General features: G+C 47.9%; 20 protein-coding genes. 1 reads left to right on the top strand and 19 read right to left on the bottom strand.

Translation table 11 applies throughout. The annotated features are described in order from the left end of the window. Positions 1 to 13: 13 nt before the first annotated feature. Both DWV73_RS12225 and DWV73_RS12220 read right to left on the bottom strand, forming a co-directional pair. Complete coding sequence (locus DWV73_RS12225; protein WP_242995817.1) at positions 14 to 496, bottom strand: threonine/serine exporter family protein; 483 nt, start codon at positions 494 to 496, stop codon at positions 14 to 16. Beyond that, complete coding sequence (locus DWV73_RS12220) at positions 496 to 1,302, bottom strand: threonine/serine exporter family protein (RefSeq protein WP_117796850.1); 807 nt, start codon at positions 1,300 to 1,302, stop codon at positions 496 to 498. Before DWV73_RS12220 ends, DWV73_RS12225 begins: the two co-directional genes overlap by 1 nt. A 245-nt stretch (positions 1,303 to 1,547) precedes the next feature. Here DWV73_RS12220 and DWV73_RS12215 point away from each other — a divergent pair, with 245 nt between their 5' ends. Continuing rightward, complete coding sequence (locus tag DWV73_RS12215) at positions 1,548 to 2,141, top strand: cupin domain-containing protein (protein ID WP_022360036.1); 594 nt, start codon at positions 1,548 to 1,550, stop codon at positions 2,139 to 2,141. A 139-nt stretch (positions 2,142 to 2,280) separates the two neighbouring features. On the opposite strand, the gene DWV73_RS12210 is transcribed toward DWV73_RS12215, so the two are convergent. From DWV73_RS12210 to DWV73_RS12135, 17 genes are all read right to left on the bottom strand, one after another. Beyond that, a complete protein-coding gene (locus DWV73_RS12210; protein WP_117796849.1) occupies positions 2,281 to 3,480 on the bottom strand; it encodes an amidohydrolase family protein in 1,200 nt (399 codons plus the stop codon). 256 nt (positions 3,481 to 3,736) lie between these two features. Further along, positions 3,737 to 5,404 (bottom strand): 2-isopropylmalate synthase, encoded by a 1,668-nt coding sequence (leuA, locus tag DWV73_RS12205; protein ID WP_117796848.1) that lies wholly within the window; start codon positions 5,402 to 5,404, stop codon positions 3,737 to 3,739. Between the two features lie 309 nt (positions 5,405 to 5,713). After that, a complete protein-coding gene (locus DWV73_RS12200; RefSeq protein ID WP_333549872.1) occupies positions 5,714 to 6,268 on the bottom strand; it encodes a phosphatase PAP2 family protein in 555 nt (184 codons plus the stop codon). Between the two features lie 23 nt (positions 6,269 to 6,291). Beyond that, positions 6,292 to 7,644, bottom strand: a complete 1,353-nt coding sequence (locus DWV73_RS12195) for an MATE family efflux transporter (protein ID WP_117796846.1) — start codon at positions 7,642 to 7,644, stop codon at positions 6,292 to 6,294. Positions 7,645 to 7,756: 112 nt separating this feature from the next. Then, positions 7,757 to 9,046, bottom strand: a complete 1,290-nt coding sequence (locus DWV73_RS12190) for a hypothetical protein (protein ID WP_117796845.1) — start codon at positions 9,044 to 9,046, stop codon at positions 7,757 to 7,759. Then, positions 9,033 to 9,881, bottom strand: a complete 849-nt coding sequence (locus DWV73_RS12185; RefSeq protein WP_117796844.1) for a DNA adenine methylase — start codon at positions 9,879 to 9,881, stop codon at positions 9,033 to 9,035. Before DWV73_RS12185 ends, DWV73_RS12190 begins: the two co-directional genes overlap by 14 nt. Positions 9,882 to 10,202: 321 nt before the next feature. Further along, on the bottom strand, positions 10,203 to 10,592 hold the full coding sequence (locus DWV73_RS12180; protein ID WP_117796843.1) for a prepilin-type N-terminal cleavage/methylation domain-containing protein: 390 nt from the start codon (positions 10,590 to 10,592) through the stop codon (positions 10,203 to 10,205). 135 nt (positions 10,593 to 10,727) lie between these two features. Further along, positions 10,728 to 12,071 carry an MATE family efflux transporter gene (locus tag DWV73_RS12175; RefSeq protein WP_117796842.1) on the bottom strand — a complete coding sequence of 448 codons (1,344 nt, stop codon included), beginning with the start codon at positions 12,069 to 12,071 and terminating at the stop codon, positions 10,728 to 10,730. 4 nt (positions 12,072 to 12,075) lie between these two features. Beyond that, positions 12,076 to 12,225 carry a hypothetical protein gene (locus DWV73_RS12800; protein ID WP_182436572.1) on the bottom strand — a complete coding sequence of 50 codons (150 nt, stop codon included), beginning with the start codon at positions 12,223 to 12,225 and terminating at the stop codon, positions 12,076 to 12,078. Between the two features lie 228 nt (positions 12,226 to 12,453). Next, positions 12,454 to 13,122, bottom strand: a complete 669-nt coding sequence (locus tag DWV73_RS12170) for an aspartate/glutamate racemase family protein (RefSeq protein ID WP_117796841.1) — start codon at positions 13,120 to 13,122, stop codon at positions 12,454 to 12,456. A 251-nt stretch (positions 13,123 to 13,373) separates the two neighbouring features. Next, positions 13,374 to 14,483 (bottom strand): RNA-guided endonuclease TnpB family protein, encoded by a 1,110-nt coding sequence (locus DWV73_RS12165; RefSeq protein WP_333718271.1) that lies wholly within the window; start codon positions 14,481 to 14,483, stop codon positions 13,374 to 13,376. Continuing rightward, positions 14,455 to 14,895 (bottom strand): IS200/IS605 family transposase, encoded by a 441-nt coding sequence (gene tnpA / locus DWV73_RS12160; RefSeq protein ID WP_117796839.1) that lies wholly within the window; start codon positions 14,893 to 14,895, stop codon positions 14,455 to 14,457. Before tnpA ends, DWV73_RS12165 begins: the two co-directional genes overlap by 29 nt. Positions 14,896 to 15,192: 297 nt before the next feature. Continuing rightward, positions 15,193 to 15,732 (bottom strand): histidine phosphatase family protein, encoded by a 540-nt coding sequence (locus DWV73_RS12155; protein ID WP_117796838.1) that lies wholly within the window; start codon positions 15,730 to 15,732, stop codon positions 15,193 to 15,195. Between the two features lie 312 nt (positions 15,733 to 16,044). After that, positions 16,045 to 16,317, bottom strand: coding sequence for a hypothetical protein (locus DWV73_RS13045; protein ID WP_242995816.1), 273 nt, complete (start codon positions 16,315 to 16,317; stop codon positions 16,045 to 16,047). Positions 16,318 to 16,320: 3 nt separating this feature from the next. Then, on the bottom strand, positions 16,321 to 17,505 hold the full coding sequence (locus DWV73_RS12145; RefSeq protein ID WP_117796837.1) for an AI-2E family transporter: 1,185 nt from the start codon (positions 17,503 to 17,505) through the stop codon (positions 16,321 to 16,323). Between the two features lie 220 nt (positions 17,506 to 17,725). Beyond that, positions 17,726 to 18,472: a YoaP domain-containing protein gene (locus DWV73_RS12140; RefSeq protein WP_117796836.1), complete on the bottom strand. Its 747-nt coding sequence runs from the start codon at positions 18,470 to 18,472 to the stop codon at positions 17,726 to 17,728. Continuing rightward, positions 18,469 to 19,125, bottom strand: coding sequence for a TetR/AcrR family transcriptional regulator (locus DWV73_RS12135; protein WP_107000730.1), 657 nt, complete (start codon positions 19,123 to 19,125; stop codon positions 18,469 to 18,471). The genes DWV73_RS12140 and DWV73_RS12135 overlap by 4 nt, the downstream gene beginning before the upstream one ends. Positions 19,126 to 19,254 lie beyond the last annotated feature (129 nt).

Here is a 19,254-nt window from a genome sequence, read left to right as displayed (position 1 = left end):
AAGTAAACCGCGGCTACTTTTTACCTTCTTTCCCAGGTTCCCACACCTCTATCTCCCGCTTCCATCCAAACAGATGTCCCGGAAGCGAATATGCCGCTCCGATCCCCAGCCCGATTGCGATCGCCATCTTGATTGTATCCATGCCATACTGGAGCGCCAGCGCTTCCTGTCCCATGAAGAAGTTGTAGGCGGTATAGTAGATCGCCGCTCCGGGCACAAGCGGGAAGATGCCGCATACCAGAAAGAGGATCGTCGGCGCTTTCCGCTGTATCGCCAGACAGCGCGACAGCATCGTCAAGACCGCGCTCGCCGCGAAGGTCCCGATGATCGGCGTCTGATAAGCTGCCATGACCGCCAGATACACGCCCCAGCCGACTGCACCGCAGATACCACAGTCCAGCCAATACTTCTTCGGGACTCCAAACAGTGCCGAAAAGGCGGCAGTTCCGACACAGGCCGCCAGAAGCTGCCCCAGAATTTCCCCTGTCATTTCCATCAGAGCATACCTCCCATCGCAAACATCCAGAACCGCAGTGCCACACCAACTCCGATCGCAATACAGCCCGCCGTCAAAAAGGCGTCTACAAAACGGATCAGACCGGATAAATAATCATTTTCCAAAAAATTCCGGATCGAATTGGTCAGCGGCACACCCGGCGCCAGCGTGAACACAGCTCCGATCATGACATGATCCAGGCTTTCTCCCAGCCCGATCCAGCACAGCAAACAACAGCACAATGCAAGCACGCTGCTCGTCATGATCGTCTGCATCATCCGGGACGAAGAAAAGCGCGGAGCTGCGTATAAAAGGAACAAATACAGCAGCACTCCCGCCACAAATGCCGCCGCCGTATCGCGCAGGCTGCCCTGGAACAGGTAACAAAATCCAGCGCTTCCAATTCCTGCCGCCAGAACCTTTCCCCGATTTTCGAGCACTTTCATCTGTTCAATCTGCTCAAGGCGCATCCGCATCTCATAAGGACCGCATTTACCCGCCGCAATCTTTCTCGACAGATCATTTAAGGCATCCACCCGGCATAGAATCGTAGGTGCCAGCGGCACATAACAGATACGGCTGGAATAAAACCGCCCGTCAATCACCACATTTGAAAAAATTCCATTCGCAATCACATACGCATTAAATGCTTCAAGACGCAGCGCCCGCGCCGCATACTCCATCGCCTGCTCCGCCCGGAATACCTCCCCGCCGTTAGAAAGAATCGCATTTCCCAGACGGGTCACCAAACGGAATCGCTCGATCTGGGAACAATCCTCGATCGAAGCACGTACTATTTCCTTCATTCTGTTTCTCCCCCTGTTTTTTATTTTCTGTCCACCCGTTTTCTCTATCCCATTCTCCTGCCTCTTCTATCCTCTCACTGATTCACTTTTCCAAATCTGCCGCCCATTTCAGCCTTTTCAAAAAAAACGTTCCATTTTGAATTAAATTTGCCCGCCAAAACTCCCCCTTTGGTTGACGTTCCACTGAAAATCCTGTATAGTGGATATATTATATTAAAGAATGATGCCGCAAGGGGGATATATCTATGGATCATAATGTTACCATCGGTGCCAAGGTGAAAGCCTTCCGTACCGCAAAAAAATACACACTGAAACAGCTCAGCGAAGAGTCCGGTCTGTCCATCGGCTTTCTTTCCCAGTTGGAGCGCGGTCTCTCTTCGATCGCAATCGACTCTCTGGCAAAGCTTGCTACGATCCTCGGAGTTAGTCTGTCTTCGTTCTTTGACTCCTCCGCCGATCAGGAGAAATCCCCGGTCAGCCGGAGTTTTGCCATGCACTGTTCCCAGATCAACCCCCAGATCGTACAGTACCTGGTCAATGGAAATGCACAGGGATTTGCCTGTCTTCCGCGTATTTTCCACCTGATGCCGTCTGCCACCACAAGCTCTGAAAACCAGCTTGAGATGAATCAGCACGACGGTGAAGAATTTATCTACGTTCTGGAGGGTATCCTGACCGTATATCTGGACGGCAGCGAATACTGCCTGAATCCGGGCGACAGCATCCAGATCCACTCCCAGACCCCGCATGACTGGGTCAACAACACAAACCGTGTCGTTAAGATTCTGACCGTACACACGCCGAATCCGTTTGTTCATGGGAATGAAGTCGTATTTTAATTACAGTCTGCGCGGTATAGAAACATAATAAAAGCTGTCTCTTTTAGAATTTCAAGATGTTTTTATTTTCTTTTTGGTTTTCCCATCTCAGGAAACAAAAACTCCTGCACTTCTGAAAAAGACAGCTTTTTCATATCTTTTACACCGTATACACCATTTTTCCTGCCAGATACACTTCCAGCACATCATCCAGCGCACGAATATTCTTTGAGACATCTCCCTTTACAACCAGCAGATCCCCCGCCAGGCCCTCTTTCAGGCTACCCGTCTCCTTCTCGATTCCAAGCACGCTCGCCGCATTGTATGTTGCGGTTCTCACTGCCTCCACCGGCGTGATTCCATAGTCTACCATATAGCCGAGTTCCTGATGAATCGGAAGCGGCGGTGCCTTGTAAAGCACCATATCGCTGCCTGCCAGCACCGTAACCCCTGTGTCATAGAGCTTTTTAAAATTATCCCGGTATGCCTCAAACGCCGGTTTGAAAAATGCCTGATCGTGAACGGCTCTGGCGGCGATCGGGTTGTCCATGTCCACCCCCGCCTCGATCATCTGCTTCGTCTGCTCATACAAATACGTGTATGCCGTGATCGTCGGCGTCCACGCGATTCCTTTTTTCGCCATCTGGCGCGCCTGCGCCTCTGTTAAAAAGGTTCCGTGCTCGATCGTGTCAAATCCCGCGTCAATACACATCTGAATCGACGGCTGCGTACCCGAATGAACCGCGATCTTCACCCCCTGACGGTGCGCCTCATCGACCGCTGCATCCAGCTCTTCCTGCGTAAATTCCGGGATATCGCCACGGTTGCTCGTCAGGATCTTGACCCAGTCAGCTCCCGCACGCAGCTGTCTTCGGATAGCGGCGCGCACGCCCCACGGGCTGTCCGCCTCCTCGACCCCATCCTGATGTCCGTGTCCGCCGGTCATGCAGATACCTGCGTCCGCATGGATGATACGCGGAACCGTCACATACCCCTTCTGCCCTGCCAGACGCAGCTGCTTCATCAGATTGGGCGGACAGGACAGATCGCGCACCGTCGTGATGCCGAGCCGCAGCGACTGTTTCGCCTGTTCCAGCGCATAGTATGCCACCATATAATCGTCATAATTATCCAGATCCGGCTGGCTGTAGTAGTAGCCGAAATGCACATGCATATCAAACAGTCCCGGCAGGATCGTCGCCTCGCCGTAATCCTTTACCATCTCTTCCGGGTAGCGCCCCGCCGCTTCCGCAGCGTCTCCTATCCAGCCGATTTTTCCCTCTTTATCCAGATACACCGCCTGATCCTGCAAACAGGTTCTGCCATCTCCGGTAATTAAATACTTCGCCCTTAGAATCATTTTCACGGACTTCCTTTCTCTTTTTCATAAGCATGAAATTTTCAGTCGAATATCATCATTTCACGCAGTTTTTCAGTTTTCTATATCGTAACACCGGAATTTTGTTCTTGTCAATATTGGAATGCGGAGTATCCGGTGAAACCTGTTTTAAAAAAGATGGGCAAGCAGAAAAAGAGCGGCACACATTTCTGCATACCGCCCAAACCAGCGACTGTCCACACACAAGCAGTCACTCTGAATTGATTCATTTTATTTTTTAGTAGAACAATCTGTTTACCGCACTGAAGATACCGCGGATAGATGCTCTCGTAATGTTAGAGCTGATGCCGACACCGTAGGTTGCCCGGCCGCTCTTTACATCCATCAGATGGATGTAGGACGCTGCCTGTGCGCCGGAACCGGAACGAAGTGCATGCTCGTTGTAGTCCAGAACACGGATCTCGATGCCAAGTGCCTCCTCGATCGCTCTCTGTACCGCATCGATCGGTCCGTTACCTACGCCCTCAACGGTGCGCTCGGTGTCATGAGCGGTAAAGGTAAGAGTTGCAACGGTTGCGAATGCGCCGCCCTCGTACTCCTTGTCTGTGATCTGGCATTTTTTGAAGTGCATCGGCTCTTTTCTGTCCAGGTAGTTTGCACGGAACTCGTCCATGATCTGCTCCGGAGCTACCTCGCCCTGCTTCTCTGCAATCTTCTGGATAATGTCAGCAAACTCTTTGTGCATTCCCTTCGGAAGACGGAATCCGTAGAAGGAATCCATGACGAAGGCTACGCCGCCCTTGCCGGACTGGCTGTTGATGCGGACAACCGGCTCGTACTCGCGTCCGATATCACTCGGATCGATCGGCAGGTACGGAACCTCCCAGATGCCATCGGTTCTCTTCTGAAGCGCCTGCATACCCTTGCTGATCGCATCCTGATGGGAACCGGAAAATGCGGTAAATACCAGCTTGCCTGCATACGGATGTCTCGGGTCAACGGTCATCTTTGTGCAGCGCTCACAAACCTCGGTGATCTCCTTTACATTTTCCAGATTTAACTCCGGGTTGATACCCTGGGAGAACATATTGTAAGCGATATTTAATACATCGATATTACCAGTACGCTCGCCGTTTCCAAGCAGTGTACCCTCGACACGGTCTGCACCTGCTAAGAGCGCCAGTTCGGTCGCTGCAATGCCGGTACCACGGTCATTGTGCGGATGGATACTTAAAATAATGCTGTCACGGTTCTTAAAATGCCTGTTCATCCACTCGATCTGGTCTGCATATACGTTCGGAGTCGTCATCTCAACCGTTGCCGGAAGGTTGATGATGATCTTATTGTCCGGTGTAGCGCCCCACTCTTCCTGTACAGCGGTGCAGATATCCAATGCGAAATCAAGCTCGGTTCCGGTAAAGCTCTCCGGAGAGTACTCAAGGATTACTTTTCCGTCGTAATCTTTCATATATTTCTTTACCATGCGGGTACCATCGATCGCGATCTGCTTTACTTCCTCGCGGTCTGCATGGAATACAACCTCACGCTGTAAGGTAGAAGTTGAATTGTAAATATGTACGATCGCCTTCGGAATACCCTGGATGGCATCAAAGGTTCTCTTGATCAGGTGCTCGCGGCACTGGGTCAGAACCTGTACAACTACGTCGTCCGGGATAAGCTTGCGCTCTACTAACTGGCGCAGAAAATCGTACTCAATCTGGGAAGCTGCCGGGAAGCCAATCTCGATCTCTTTAAATCCAAGTTTTACCAGGAGGTTGAACATCTCGATCTTCTCCTCTACGACCATCGGCTCAACCAGTGCCTGGTTGCCGTCGCGCAGGTCAACGCTGCACCAGATCGGCGCTTTCTCAATCTCTTTATTCGGCCACTCACGCTCCGGGTAATCTACCACCGGAACTCTCTTATATTTCTTGTAATTTAACATGTCTTTCTCCTCCATCACGCTATCCCTGATCTCGTTCCAGGTACCTCATCATCAAAAAACGCAGTTCCTATCATCCTAAGCTTTGGAGTCGATAGATCACGCCGTACCTTTTAACAATGAATAAAATTACTGATTCTGGTCTAACCCCATCATAATCATCCCTTTTCTATCATAAAAGAAATTATTTCGATTATAGATTATACCATCGGAAATAAAGGATATCAAGAGAAAAACGGGGCAATTACAGGTATTCTGGCATTACTGTTCACGTATGCGTGCCCAGTAACTTCTGGCATCTCTTACATAAAATTATCTATTTTTTCTGTCCTCTGGTTTTTTCATCTTCTGTCTCCAGGACCGTATCAGATGCGCCGCCAGCCGGTTTCCAAAATACCCCGCCGCGCACCCCACAATCATGCCGCCCAAAACATCGGTCGGATAATGCACATATAAATACATTCTTGAAAACGCCATCAGGATCACCAGAGGCAGCGTGATTTTCCACCATTTTTTCGCCCCGGCAAAGTACAGAGCCGCGACCGCAGCAAACGAAGCTGCCGTATGCCCCGACGGGAAGGAATAGTCCGCCGGGCGGGCAATGATCAGCTGAACTGTCTGATTCACATCGCACGGACGGATCCGGCAAACCATAGGCTTTAGTAAGATATTACAGATGATCGCATCCAGACAGAGCGCTGCCGCCAGCGCAGCTCCCCATCTTCTCGTCCGCGGAATCATAAGCAGCAGGCATGTAAACAGAATCCAAATCATTCCTGCATTTCCAAGCCGCGAAATAAACACCATCCAGACATCGCCCACCGGCGTCCGCATCTGCTGAATCCAATCCAGTATTTGTAACTCCATTTTCATTTTGCTCCCTCTGTTTTTTACACAACTTTATGCGCGAGCCATCTCCGGCCCATAAAGCGGAATGTGAATACGATGCCCCGGATCGTCCAGTCTGTAAACATGCCGATCCACACCGCGATCGGTCCGAAGCCGTGGACGCGGCAGAGATAAATGCACAGCGTCACCCGGAACACCCACATACTGATGCAGGAGAGAATCATCGAAAACCTCACATCCCCGGCAGCCCGCATTCCATATGCCGGAATAAATGCGAGCGTCCAGACAATCGGCTTTACCACCGTGATCCATCCGACCATGTAGAGACACATCTTCGCACTCTCCGGCTCCATGCCGCCCAGAATCGTGACCGGTTTCGTCGCCAGAAATACGAGCGCACAGCTTGCGATGATGACGATCTCCGCCACTGCCGTCAATTTTTTGATATAATAGATCGCCTCATCCTTGCGCCCCGCGCCGAGACACTGTCCGACCACCGTCATCATGCCGATTCCGATACCGATCGCTGCGATGCCGTTTAAGTTTTCCAGAATATTCGTCATCGCCTGGGCTGCGATCGCGATCGTCCCGAGGGTCGAAACGGTTGACTGAATCGCAAGCTTTCCAAACTGGAACATCGCATTTTCGATACCGTTTGGGATTCCCAATGAGAGAATCCGCATAATCCGGCGTCCGTCCGGACGGATATGCAGATAGTCACGTACCGCAATTTCCTGGCTGGAATTGTGCAAAAAAGCGAACACCACCACTGCCGAGATAACGCGGGAACCGAGCGTGGCAATCGCCGCACCGGCAACTCCAAGATGGAAGCCCCAGATAAGCACCGCATTTCCGGCGATATTTAACCCGTTAGAGACGACCGCGATCGTCATCGGAAGCCTTGTATTTCCCTGCGCCCGGTAGATCGAGGAACCGGCATCATAGAGGGCGATAAATGGGAACGAAAGCGCCGTGTAGAAGAAATAGATCTGCGCTGCCTCCATGACATCCGCCTCGACGCTGCCGAAAATCAGCCGCAGCAGCGGTCCGCGTGTCAGAAGGCAGACTGCCATGACCGCCGACGAGATGCACGCCACCACAAAAGATAACTGTCTCGCGGATTCCTCCGCATTTTTCTTATCTTTCTGTCCGATATACTGGGAGCAGACGATTGTGCCGCCTGCCGCCAGCGCATAGAATGCCTGTATCACTAAAATATTGATGGAGTCAACCAAAGAAACTGCCGAGATCGCCGCCGATCCCACGTTGCTGACCATAATGCTGTCCGCTGTACCCATCAGGGAGTTTAAAATCTGCTCTACGATCAGCGGAACCAGAAGAATCCGCAGATCGCGATTGCTGAAAAGATGATTTGTCTGCTCTTGTCTGCCCATATGCTGTCCTGTAACTTTCTATATTTTATTCTCTGTCTGAATGCCCTGTTTTCTAACGGTCAGGCGGTTCACATTCGCTAAGGAATAAATATAACAATTCCGCACCATTTCCCTATCCTTCGTTCACCAGCGTCAGAATCCAGTACAGCCATGCCCGCACTGAACTTGACCTTCGCACGATCAGATTCTCCCCGCAGACCTGGTATCCCCGCATTTTCTTTGCAACATACTCCTTGTCCGGAACATCTCCGATCTGAAGGGCAGCTTCAAATAAATCGTGGAAAATCGGGTGTTCCAGAATCAGGTGGACGTATTCGAGCTGGCGCGCCCTATACGGCAGTTTCAAAAGCCGTCTTCCTATCGCCGTGATATGCACTTTCACGCCGTCCTCATCCGTCTGCTTCTCCGCCAGTCCCAGATAGCGGCACGCGTTGAAATAATAGTCCGACTGTCGCTCCTTAAATCCAAAAAGCTGCGCGATCTCCCCGCCCGTCATTGGATTCTCGTTCAGCCGTTCCACCAGTGAAATAACCTTGTAAAAGCTATCCGCCTGGATAAAGGTAACCGCCGGTTCCGGCTTGACCTTTGTCCGTGCCCAGACATCGTATAAATCATCCAGCGTAATCTCGATTTCCTCTAAGCTGTAATTTCGCTCCTGCACCAGCCGCAACGAATTGTAGTAGCGCAGGTCCGTAAATTCATATTCCAGCAGACGGAAAATATTATTCGAATACACCATAAATACCGGACGGATCGGCTTGTGTATCTTCTCCGCCCAGAGTCTCGTCGGATAATAGAGCTGCCGGATCAGGAAATTGCTGTGGACGACGTTTTTTCCCTCGATCAGCGTAAATACATTCTCATTTTCAAATCCGCCGTCGATCTCGACCTGCGAATTTTGTACCTGGATAAGCGGCTTTTTCTCAATCAGCTCTGATTTTTGATAGTCGCTGACATAAAACTCAAAATTTCCAGACCCCATCCGCCCCGAAACCGTCTGCACCATGCGATCTTCGCCCAGAAAATCATCCAGAATCCCCGTGATGCTCATAACGTTGATCGCGCTGGCTTCCGAACGGATGTCATGAAGGTCGATCGACTCAAAGTAATCGGGTATCTTCGCGCTCGTCACCCGCTTGATACCGGACGGAATCTCCGGAAAATCCTGATATAAGTCAAACTCGCCCAGCACATAGCCGCCGCGCGACACCGGAAGAATCGAAATTTTCTTTCCAAACACCCGCGGCAGGGATTCCCGCGTATCAAATTTCGTCATCAGACGCGGTTCCTTGACTTCGCGGATCTGGTCGGCGGTAATGTAAAACCGCCCATGTTTCTCAATTTCCCGCTCAATCCGGTATTTATCAAATAAAATTCTCCATTTATCGTCAATCAAGCTCATAATTGTGTACCAGAACTTCCTGAATCTCCCCGCGCTTCTCCGGTTTCACGTTGATCGCGCGCTTGGCATCCACGTGGTCGATGATGTAATCTTTATATAAATCCTCGATAAATTCGCAGGACGAATTGGAAAGCAGGAACTTGATGCCCTTTGCATTCAACATGTCACACTGCTCTTTTAATGCGATCTGCTCTTCCTCCCCGAAGCCCCCAGCCGTGTAGCCCGTGAACGACGCCGACGAGCTGATCGGCATATAAGGTGGGTCAAAATAGACGAACGCGCCCTTCCGGATGCCCTTTAACGCCTCGCGGTAATCGCCGCATTTGATCGTGATATTCGCTTTATTTAAATACGTATTCAGCGCATGGATAGTCGCCTCGTTCGTGATATTCGGGTTCTTATATCTGCCCCACGGAGAATTGAACTCGCCGGAGCTGTTGACGCGGAAGAGACCGTTGTAGCAGGTCTTGTTCAGATAGATAATCCGCGCTGCCCGCTCGACGTTGGTCCGCGTCTGATACGTCTCCTTGTCACGATCCCACGCCCGCACCGTATAATAATACTCCTCGCAGTTCTGTTCCTTATGTGCGCTCAGCGCCGCAATCAGCTCTTCCGGCTCTTCCTTGATCGTCCGGTATACATTGATCAGCTCTTCGTTGGAGTCATTGATCACCGCCTTGTTCGGCTGTCTCCCAAAGAGCACCGCACCGCCCCCGATAAACGGCTCATAATAGGTCGAACATTCCGGGATCAGCGGATTGATGCTGTCCAGCAGCTGCCGTTTGCCGCCTACCCATTTGAGGATGGGCATGACGAACGGATTTTTTCTTGACATCGGATAGGGTACCTCCTTCTGTTTGTCTTTCTATTCACCTACAGAACCTGCCGCCGGCAGCTTCTTCCGGATACATTGCAACACAAAAACGGGAAATCAGATGTCCGCTTGTGCTCTGATTACCCGTTTATTATAATCGTACAACTGTTCTAGTTTATTATACTTGACTTTGGGGTGGATGTCCAGCATTAGAAGTAGATGTTATCCACTTTACTATTAATTTGTTACTGTTCACTGCGTTCTCAGTAACACGCTTCGCGATGCACAGAATTTACGCTTTCTGCGTAAATTCCTTATGTATTCTCAATACTATATCATTGACTAGTCATAGTTCTCCCCCAAACCCAATTTACATTTTTCATGTGATTTATTACAATCATACGCAATTGAATATCCTTTATCCTTCTTAAACCTAACTGCACAGTATCCAGCCTTCATCTTAACCTTATGCCCATCTAAAAAAGTCACCGACTGCCAGTCATAATCGCTCCCTGCTACATCAATCACTTTAACCTTCGGATTCTGCTTCTGGGTAGACATATAATCTGCCTGTATTTCCGCATAATATGCCCTAAGATTCGCCCAGTCTGCCGCCACCTTAGCCTTGTGCATCTGTGCCGTAAAAATCGGAATTGAAATTGATACCAGTATTCCAATAATAACAACCACTATCAATAGCTCAACCAGTGTAAAACCTTCCCGTCTCTTCATCACAAATTTCTCCTTCTGTCAGTTTATGTTATTATATTCGTTTTTTCCTCTAAAGCAAATACCTATTTTTAACAAAATCGATATTCATAAATCAAACAAGGCAAAAGTATGTATTTCGTTTCCATACATCCAAATTTATCGGGATGGCTCCACGTTCTCAGCCGGCCAGGATTTTCTCAGTGCCGCATAGGACACCAAAAAGTTGGCAAGCCATCCTGCCGGCACGGCAAGCCAAACAAAATCAATGCCAAAACGTGGTGCACCGATCAATGCCACGGACAGGCGGATCGCAAGGTTTACCATGTTGGCAATGAGGAATGGCTGCATGATTCCGAGTCCGCGAAGGACTCCATCGGTCGCCATTTTAATTCCCATAAAGATAAAGAAGTAACCAAGCCATCTCATATAATCCCCAGACACCTGATAAGCCAGGGCGGTTCCGTCTTTTCCAAGGAACAGTGAGGAAATCTGCGTGTGCAGCGTTTCAATGACAAGGAAAGCAAGCGCCGCAAAACACACATCCAGCACCAATGCTGCATGGTAGCCTTTTTTGATGCGCTGGGTTTTGTTTGCGCCAAGATTCTGGGAAACAAACGGAGAAACCGCATTGCCGATGGACACAAAAATCAGGGAAAAAACATTCTCCACCCGCATCGTTGCCGCGTATCCGGCGAGTGCCTGTGTGCCAAAAGGATTTACCACCGCCTGTACGATCATCATACCGATGGATACGGTAGACTGCTGAAGAACCGACGGAACAGCAATCCGAAGCATCGAGCGCAGCTCCTGTCCGTCAAACCAGGCAAAGATACTCTTATACCGCCGCATCCGGTAAAAGAAAATCAAAAGTGAAAACACAGCCGAAATGCCCTGTGCGATCAAAGTTGCAAGCGCCGCACCGAACACGCCAAGTCCCAGACCAGCTACCATCCAAAGATCCATTACAATATTCAGGATTGATGAAAAGATCAGCAGTCCCAACGGAATTTTTGATTCACCGATGGAAGTGAACATGGTAGAGAGAATATTGTACATGAACAAAAACGGAAAGCCCACAAAATAGACCCGCAGGTACAGCACTGCTTCCTCCAGAATATCGGCAGGAGTCTGTAATCCGCTCATCATCGCATGGGAAAAACAAAAGCCAAAGACACCAAGGATGATGCTCAGCAGCAAAAAGCTAATCAGTGATGTAGACACAATCGTTTTCATTTTTCCATACTCTTTGGCACCGAAATAGCGGCTCACAAGCACACCTGCACCAGCACCGGCCCCCAGTGCCACACAAATGAAAACATTCGTCAGCGCTGCACAGGCGCCAACCGCCGCCAGTGCGGAGGAACCCACAAACTGGCCGACGATAATGGAGTCCGCCATATTGTATACCTGCTGAAAAAAACTGCCGAGAATCATCGGCATTGCAAAAACCGTCAACGCTTTCAGCGGCGCATCGGTAATCAAATACTCATCTTTTGACATGATCCTATTCCTCCACAACTTCCTGCTTTTTACCCAAAAGCACGAACTTAGCAAGTGCGATCCGTAATTCGTGTGCAAAAATTCCGGCAAAACCAAAACAGGGTCCAGAAATAATTGGCATAACATTGTTAATTCGTTTCATAATTTCACTCATTCACTTTCTGCGCCACAGTTGCAGCTATGGTTATCCGGTGCCTCCATTGCCTTTTACTGTGTTCAGCAGCTGCTGGGAATGTATGTGTACCCAGCATAATATTTATATAAACCGCCAGTTTTTCTGTCTATTTATATTATAATCGATCTTCCATTTAAGATACAATCATTATACACAAAAAAGCTCCGCCTATATTTTAGTATAGACGAAGCTTCCTAATTCTAACTCCTAATCCTCCATATTTTCTCTTCTCAATAGCTCAAACAATGTCAGCAGTCCCTCACACAAAACAGGATCCAGAACCGGAATTCCTACTGTCTTTTCGATGGAAGGAGCAATACGGATACTGGACATTCCTGTACAGCTAAGGGCAATCACATCGGCACCCATCTCTTTCTGCGCAGCCGCTGCTTTCATGGTGGCCTCATATCCTCTGTCTGTCATCAAATCCAGGACATTTTCTACCCCATCTCCCTTTGCATTGTCTACGATCCGATCACCGAATATCCGCTGATATCCTGACGGTACATCTTCAGTAATCCCCAACACAGCCGGATGACTGCCAAAAAACAGACTCAATGCAGCAGTACTGGATCCCGCTCCTATAACCGGAATCGGTACGGCCTGTCTTGCCTCCGGAACTCCCGGGTCACCGGCACAGCTGATAATAATAGCCTGACAGCCTTCCTTCCACAGTTCCACTGCAAGATTCACCACCTTAGGTACACCTACAGCGAATGTTTCATCGTCATGAATTCCCTCCGGTTGATCCGGAATACATCGTGACACCACCTGGAACATAGGGAAATACGATTCTATCAGCTTTCCATGCAGCTGCAGCAATTCCTCGTCCTCTGTGGTCAGCACCCGAATCAGACCAACTTTATATGTTTTCATATTATACGTTCCTTCTCTCTTGGTTTCCTAAAAATACTTTCATGAGCAAAATACTCAGGCAGCAATTGGAATATCTCCGTGACATACTCCCTCCACTTAGCTAACGCTTGAAGTGGGGGCTTCTCGTTCGATTGCCCTATTGGGCAAAGCATAGGCGAGCTATCCCCGTGTGTCCCACGGTTCTGTTATTATGAGCGGAACTGTTTCGTATCTACGCAGTCCCAAACAAAATCTATGTTCTTTGGGGAAAATCAGGAGATTTTTCTTTCTGCATCAAGTTCAACTCCCAATATTCTCAAGCCTTCTCTGCAAATATTGATAGCTGCATTCTCATCACGATTCATCTGATTTCCGCAAGTGCAGCTATACATACGGTCTTCCAGTTTCAGCTCTTTTTTGAGTTTTCCGCAGCAGCTGCAGATTTTTGAACTGGGATACCACTTATCGATACGAACCAGTTTCTTACCGGCACGTTCTAATTTGTAGGAAAGAAAATCAGTAAACATTCCCCATCCATTATCATGAACACTCTTTCCAAACCTTGAATCCTGGCTCATTTCTTTCATGTTCAAAGATTCTATGCACACAAGATCATAAAAATTGGTTATCTTTCTGGATTCCTTGTGCAGATAATCTTTCCGCTGACGTGCAATATGAGCATGGAGTCTGGCTATTTTCTTTTTCTGTTTCATGTAACGGCTACTCCCCTTTTTGCAATGACTCAACCTGCGCTGCTCCCTTGCAAGTTTTTCCTGGGATTTTCGGAAAAAATGAGGATAATCTGCATGAGTTCCAGTGGAATCTACATACAATTCATTCATGGAAAAATCAAGCCCGATTGCGGTTTTTACTGACCTGATTTTATGTTCCGGTTTTTCTACCGCATACAGTAATGATACATAATATTTGTCATCTGCTTCCTGGCTGACGGTGGCGCCCTTCAAAGTATAACTATCATCGATACTCCGATGCTGTTTTATGCGGATCCAACCTACTTTCGGAAGTTTCAGTTTACCATTCTGCAAAGTAATATTTCCATTTACGCAGTTTGTCGTATAACTTCTTACCGGATTCTTTTTTGACTTGAACTTCGGAAAACCAACCGAAGAATCCCGAAAGAAGTTCTTATAGGCTGTCTGCAGATGCAGCTGTGCATTACACAATGCCAGACTGTCTACCTCCTTCAGCCACGGAAACTCTGCCTTATACTTTGCAGGAGTAATCTTTAATACTTTTCCGGTTTTCTCATAATATTCTATCTTCTCTGCCAGCATCCGGTTATACACGAAACGCACACAACCAAATGTCCTTGCAAATAGTTCTTTTTGAGATTTATTCGGGTAAATCCGAAAACGGTACACGATGTTCACTCTTATTTTCTCCCTGTGTTTCTATGTACTGGTGGATAACCTCAATGGGAGCACCACCAGCACTTAACAGGCAAAAACTCTGGCTCCAGAACATTTCTTTCCAAAGCTTCTGCCGAATCTCCGGATACTCTTTTTTAATCAATCGGCTGCTTGCGCTTTTATACGCATTGATAAATTTGCTGAGTTCCGATTTCGGATGGGCCCGGAACATAATATGAACATGATCCCGATCATGATTCCATTCCTCTAATGTAACATGATACTTCGGAGCGATATATTCAAAAATCTCCCGGGCACGCTCAGAAACAGGATTCGTCAGTATCTTTTTTCGATATTTTATAACCAGAATCAAATGATAATAGAGTAGAAACACTGAATGTGCATTACTGTCCAATTTTCTCATAAAATCAGCCTTTCTTTTTACTTTCGACTGATTATATTATAACACAGGAACGCTTGTTTGTCTATGCTTTTCAGAACATTTGTTCTTCTATATTTGTTTTCATTCATGTGCACAGATATGCGCAGTTTTAATATGCCAGATATTGCATGATTTTCCCAAAAGGCAATTCATCTCACCACCTAGAGAGGATGGGAGAATTCTTGCAAAGTGTTGTTAAATCTGGAAAACTCCATTCTCCATAATTCCAAACGATATCCCTTGGTCGAGAGCACAGCCTGACCGGAAAGGTCATACATATTAGAAGTCATACCGCACCACCTGGCAGTTTTTTACGCCAAAGGATGCAAATTCTTCATTGGTCATATCCGTAAAATACGACTGAATCATCCTTGAAATTCCATTGTGTGCCACCAGAATGTATGTCTTATGGTCAGACTCCTGTTTTATCTCATCCAGCAGATTATAGATACGCTGCGCAAGCTGCAGCATGGATTCTCCCCCTTCATATCGGCAGGCAAATGACTCTTTCGCCTTCTTAAACTCTTTCCCGTCTCTCGGCGTAGACTCCCATTTTCCAAAATTCTGCTCTATGAGTCTTGGTTCTTCCCTGCAGGGAATCCCGCTCATTTCAGAAATAATTTTTGCTGTATCTGCCGCACGGCTAAGGGGTGAATAGAGAATCTCATCTGCCTTGATTCCGCTTTCTACAATATTTTTCCCGGTTTCAGCCGCCTGCTGCCGTCCATGCTCCGTCAACGGACTGTCTGTTGCTCCGCAAATCTTATTTTCCACATTCCACACAGTCTGTCCATGTCTCACAAAATAAAAATGTCCCATGATGTCATCCCTTCTCATTAGCTTCGCAAGCTTTTTTATACCCAGGAAATTCCCTGCTGCCTATCATCGTCATACATCATTTCCGTCATTGATAATCCTGGGAAAGCAGCTGTCATAATTGTATTATAACTATACTCAGGTTAAGATACAACTCTATCCTTTACTGGGCACGTATGCGCAAACAGTTCCAGTGCTGTTCTCAAAATCCGTTTCTTTGTACCTTCTGCCATAATTATTTTCTTCATTAAAGTAACCATTCGATAACTACGCTATGATTACCGAATGGTTACTTATCAAGAACTAATGAATAATTCAAGTCGATCGTCTTCCATTTGACTTGCCTCCCTCGAAAACCCTTCGTTTTTCCTCGAACGGCAGCCCTAGATCAATGCCGGCTGCTTCCGACGCCCCCAACTTATCAGCAGATACTTTCAGAACCACACCATACCATTTATTATTGTCGTTGCGCCTCAGCACAGCTTTCCAGTCATTCCAGGGATATTCCAGCTCTGCGCCGTAATGGTCATCCATCTCATCGTAAATAATATGCTCGATAATTGCCGTGGTCTTTGTTGAATAGACCACAACTTAAAGGGTGCTTGCTTTCTTCATGAACTCCAGATAAAGGCTGAACAGCACGGCGCAGACGGGAACGCTGAACAGCATCCCTAAGATGCCAAATGCTTCGCCGCCAATCGTAACAGCCATCAGCACAAGCAGTCCAGGAAGTCCGACGGACTTGCCGACCACCTTGGGATAAATCAGATTGCCCTCCACCTGCTGCAAAACGACCAGAAAGAGAATGAACCACAGAGCCTTGCCAGGTTCTGCCAGCAGAATTAAAAACGCACCAAAGCCGCCGCCAATCCATGCGCCAAAAATCGGCATCAGCGCAGTGATGGCCACAAACGCGGAGACAGCACCGGCATACGGAATCCCAAGAATCAGCATTCCAAAGAAGCACAGAACACCGATGATAACCGCTTCGGTAAGCTGCCCGCTGACAAAATTTGTGAAGGTCTGATTGGTCAGCGCGGCAATACTAAGAAGCCGCTGCGCCGTCTTTTGCGGAAGGACTGTCACAATGAGTTTTTTCAAATGTGCCGCGACGACCTCCTTCTTTGCAAGCAAATAAAGTGCAAAAACAAGCCCCAAGAGAACGTCTACAAAAACCGACAGGACAGAGGTTGCCGCGCCCCATGTCACGGTGAGAATCCCGCTTTTCTCGTCACTGATCAAGGCGGTGACCTTCTCAATCAACAGGTCAGAGTCTATGACATATTCGGGCAGGACAATGTTATATTTTGCAGCAAACTGGACAACGCCAGCCCACCACCGCCCGATTTCCTCCACATAGACCGGAATGTTTTGGATAAACTCATCGCCGGATTCCCGCAAGCTGGGGAGCATCATAAACACCACAGCAAATAGAATTCCAAGGATAAGCACGGTGCTTGCTGTCAGGCACACGGGGCGAGTCAGCTTTGCAGGAGCTTTGCGGCACGCCTTGTTCCAGCAGCATTCCATTGGTCGAAGAACTACGTTGATCAAAAAAGCAATCGCGCCGCCGATCAGAAACGGAGTAAACAGTGCAAGCACCTTGCCGAGAAAACACAAAACAGCGTCAAGGTTTACCAGAGCCCATGCGAATACAATAAGCAGCAAAAAAGCACGGATGATATAGCGAATGATCGTCTCGTCCGACCATTTGCCTCCCTGCGGTGCGGGTGTTTCATTTTTGTTAGAGGTTGGATTTTGCAATTTTTTCTCCATGTTTTTCCTTTCTGTCAGTATCGGAATCCCTTTTTTAAATCCGAAAGCACTTTTGCAGGGCTTTATACTCACTCCTTGTGAATCGCACGATAGCTTTATTGTGCGCAGGTCAAAGACACGTCACATTGGCAAGCTTGAAATAATCAATATATTTTTCATTCGTTTTTTCTCCATTTCATTTGATAACATTATGTTGCGACTCAAAAATAGCGGAGTAAAATCAATTTTGTAAACCTGCCAGCGCCAGGAATTTTTTATCTGACTGGATACTCTGTGTCAGAAACTGACCGTCCCGAAACAATGCATAGGTCGTGACCGGTGCAGGTACATTCTGTGCTGATTCTTTGTCAGTGATATGGATAACCTTAAACGGGATACCATGTTCCTTCGCCGCCTCCTGCACCTTTGGTACCCAATAATAGGTATATGGGCATTGATCGGTGTAATAAAGAACAAAACCTGCTTCTTCAATCACCGGATGTTTCGCACATTCCTTGAAATACGGCGGTTGTGCCCCCGATTCAATGGAAAGATACATAAGATTGATCCCGCAGTCGGATATGTCTGCCACACGGAAACCCTTATAAGTAAGGAATTTCGGATCAGCGAGGAATTCCCGCTTTCGGCCCTCCGCGCACAAAATGCAAATACCTTTCTTTCCCTGCACCCTGGCATCACAGATACACGCCTCCAGCAGATCATTTGAGTATCCGTGTCCCTTCATGGAGCCGGATACCCATAGACAGTTAATGTAAAGATAACCATCTGCCGCAATCGGCACCCAGGCGTTTTCAGCCGGAATGTATTCAATAAAGCATTTACCGCGTTCCTCACTGCGATAGAAAACAAGTCCATCATCAAAGCGCTGCCGCAGCCATTCCTTTTTTACAACACTCTGCTTACCGGACATGGCGCAGCAGATATGTTCCTTGTCAATATTGTCTTTGGTGATCCGAATATAGTTCATCCGTTATTCCTCCTGCTTAAAACAGCTGTCCCGGCAGCTTCTGATCTGTAACCAGCCTCAACCTTGGCAATAAAGCGATCAATGTGTGTCGCCAATAAGGAAGAAACCGATTCTTTTTCCTCCGCACCGTCGTAGACACTGTATAGAAGATACATTGGCCCATAGAATTCCAACGCCAGCTGCATAGCCTCCTCATCAGAATCTGCCAATTTGCGGAAGATGGCCGCCATATACTCCAGAGGACCGCCCGCCAGATAGTCGTGGTGAAGCTGTGCAAGCTTGGAATCACGGTATTGCTCCAGCGTCAGCATTTTACGGAAATTGGAGGAAAACGGCTCCTTTGTCCAATGGTCAAACTGGGCAAGGCTGTATGTGCGAATTTTTTGAATTGGTGTATGCAGATATGCTTCCGCAAAGCCGTCTGGTTCCGTTTCCGGCATTTCATACGCCTCAGCGCGCTCATAGTCCATCTTGTTCATTCGCTCCACGATCTTATCTAAGATTTCCTGTTTGCTGGCATAGTGCTTATATAAAGCAGCTTTCGTAATTCCCAACTGCCCTGCAATATCATTCATAGATGTCCCCAGATAGCCGTTCTGCGCAAACAGTTCCAGTGCTGTTCTCAAAATCCGTTCCTTTGTACCCTCTGCCATAATTATCTCCTTTATCAAAGAAACCATTCGGTAACTACATTATAGTTACCGAATGGTTACTTGTCAAGAACGAATGAAAAAATTATGCCCTTTCGTTAAAATGTGCAAACTCCGGCGCAAATTCGCCAA

It is taken from the genome of Clostridium sp. AF12-41 (assembly GCF_003461685.1).
GTDB classification, from domain to species: domain Bacteria; phylum Bacillota; class Clostridia; order Lachnospirales; family Lachnospiraceae; genus Otoolea; species Otoolea fessa.
Note: the sequence above shows the minus strand (reverse complement) of the source record. Positions and strands in the feature narration are given on the sequence as shown.

Bases quoted from the DNA above. Each gene is read 5' to 3' on its own strand.
- DWV73_RS12225 (WP_242995817.1), bottom strand. From the start codon at position 496: ATGGAAATGACAGGGGAAATTCTGGGGCAGCTTCTGGCGGCCTGTGTC.
- DWV73_RS12220 (WP_117796850.1), bottom strand. From the start codon at position 1,302: ATGAAGGAAATAGTACGTGCTTCGATCGAGGATTGTTCCCAGATCGAG.
- DWV73_RS12215 (WP_022360036.1), top strand. From the start codon at position 1,548: ATGGATCATAATGTTACCATCGGTGCCAAGGTGAAAGCCTTCCGTACC.
- DWV73_RS12210 (WP_117796849.1), bottom strand. From the start codon at position 3,480: ATGATTCTAAGGGCGAAGTATTTAATTACCGGAGATGGCAGAACCTGT.
- leuA (WP_117796848.1), bottom strand. From the start codon at position 5,404: ATGTTAAATTACAAGAAATATAAGAGAGTTCCGGTGGTAGATTACCCG.
- DWV73_RS12200 (WP_333549872.1), bottom strand. From the start codon at position 6,268: ATGGAGTTACAAATACTGGATTGGATTCAGCAGATGCGGACGCCGGTG.
- DWV73_RS12195 (WP_117796846.1), bottom strand. From the start codon at position 7,644: ATGGGCAGACAAGAGCAGACAAATCATCTTTTCAGCAATCGCGATCTG.
- DWV73_RS12190 (WP_117796845.1), bottom strand. From the start codon at position 9,046: ATGAGCTTGATTGACGATAAATGGAGAATTTTATTTGATAAATACCGG.
- DWV73_RS12185 (WP_117796844.1), bottom strand. From the start codon at position 9,881: ATGTCAAGAAAAAATCCGTTCGTCATGCCCATCCTCAAATGGGTAGGC.
- DWV73_RS12180 (WP_117796843.1), bottom strand. From the start codon at position 10,592: ATGAAGAGACGGGAAGGTTTTACACTGGTTGAGCTATTGATAGTGGTT.
- DWV73_RS12175 (WP_117796842.1), bottom strand. From the start codon at position 12,071: ATGTCAAAAGATGAGTATTTGATTACCGATGCGCCGCTGAAAGCGTTG.
- DWV73_RS12800 (WP_182436572.1), bottom strand. From the start codon at position 12,225: ATGAGTGAAATTATGAAACGAATTAACAATGTTATGCCAATTATTTCT.
- DWV73_RS12170 (WP_117796841.1), bottom strand. From the start codon at position 13,122: ATGAAAACATATAAAGTTGGTCTGATTCGGGTGCTGACCACAGAGGAC.
- tnpA (WP_117796839.1), bottom strand. From the start codon at position 14,895: ATGAGAAAATTGGACAGTAATGCACATTCAGTGTTTCTACTCTATTAT.
- DWV73_RS12155 (WP_117796838.1), bottom strand. From the start codon at position 15,732: ATGGGACATTTTTATTTTGTGAGACATGGACAGACTGTGTGGAATGTG.
- DWV73_RS12145 (WP_117796837.1), bottom strand. From the start codon at position 17,505: ATGGAGAAAAAATTGCAAAATCCAACCTCTAACAAAAATGAAACACCC.
- DWV73_RS12140 (WP_117796836.1), bottom strand. From the start codon at position 18,472: ATGAACTATATTCGGATCACCAAAGACAATATTGACAAGGAACATATC.
- DWV73_RS12135 (WP_107000730.1), bottom strand. From the start codon at position 19,125: ATGGCAGAGGGTACAAAGGAACGGATTTTGAGAACAGCACTGGAACTG.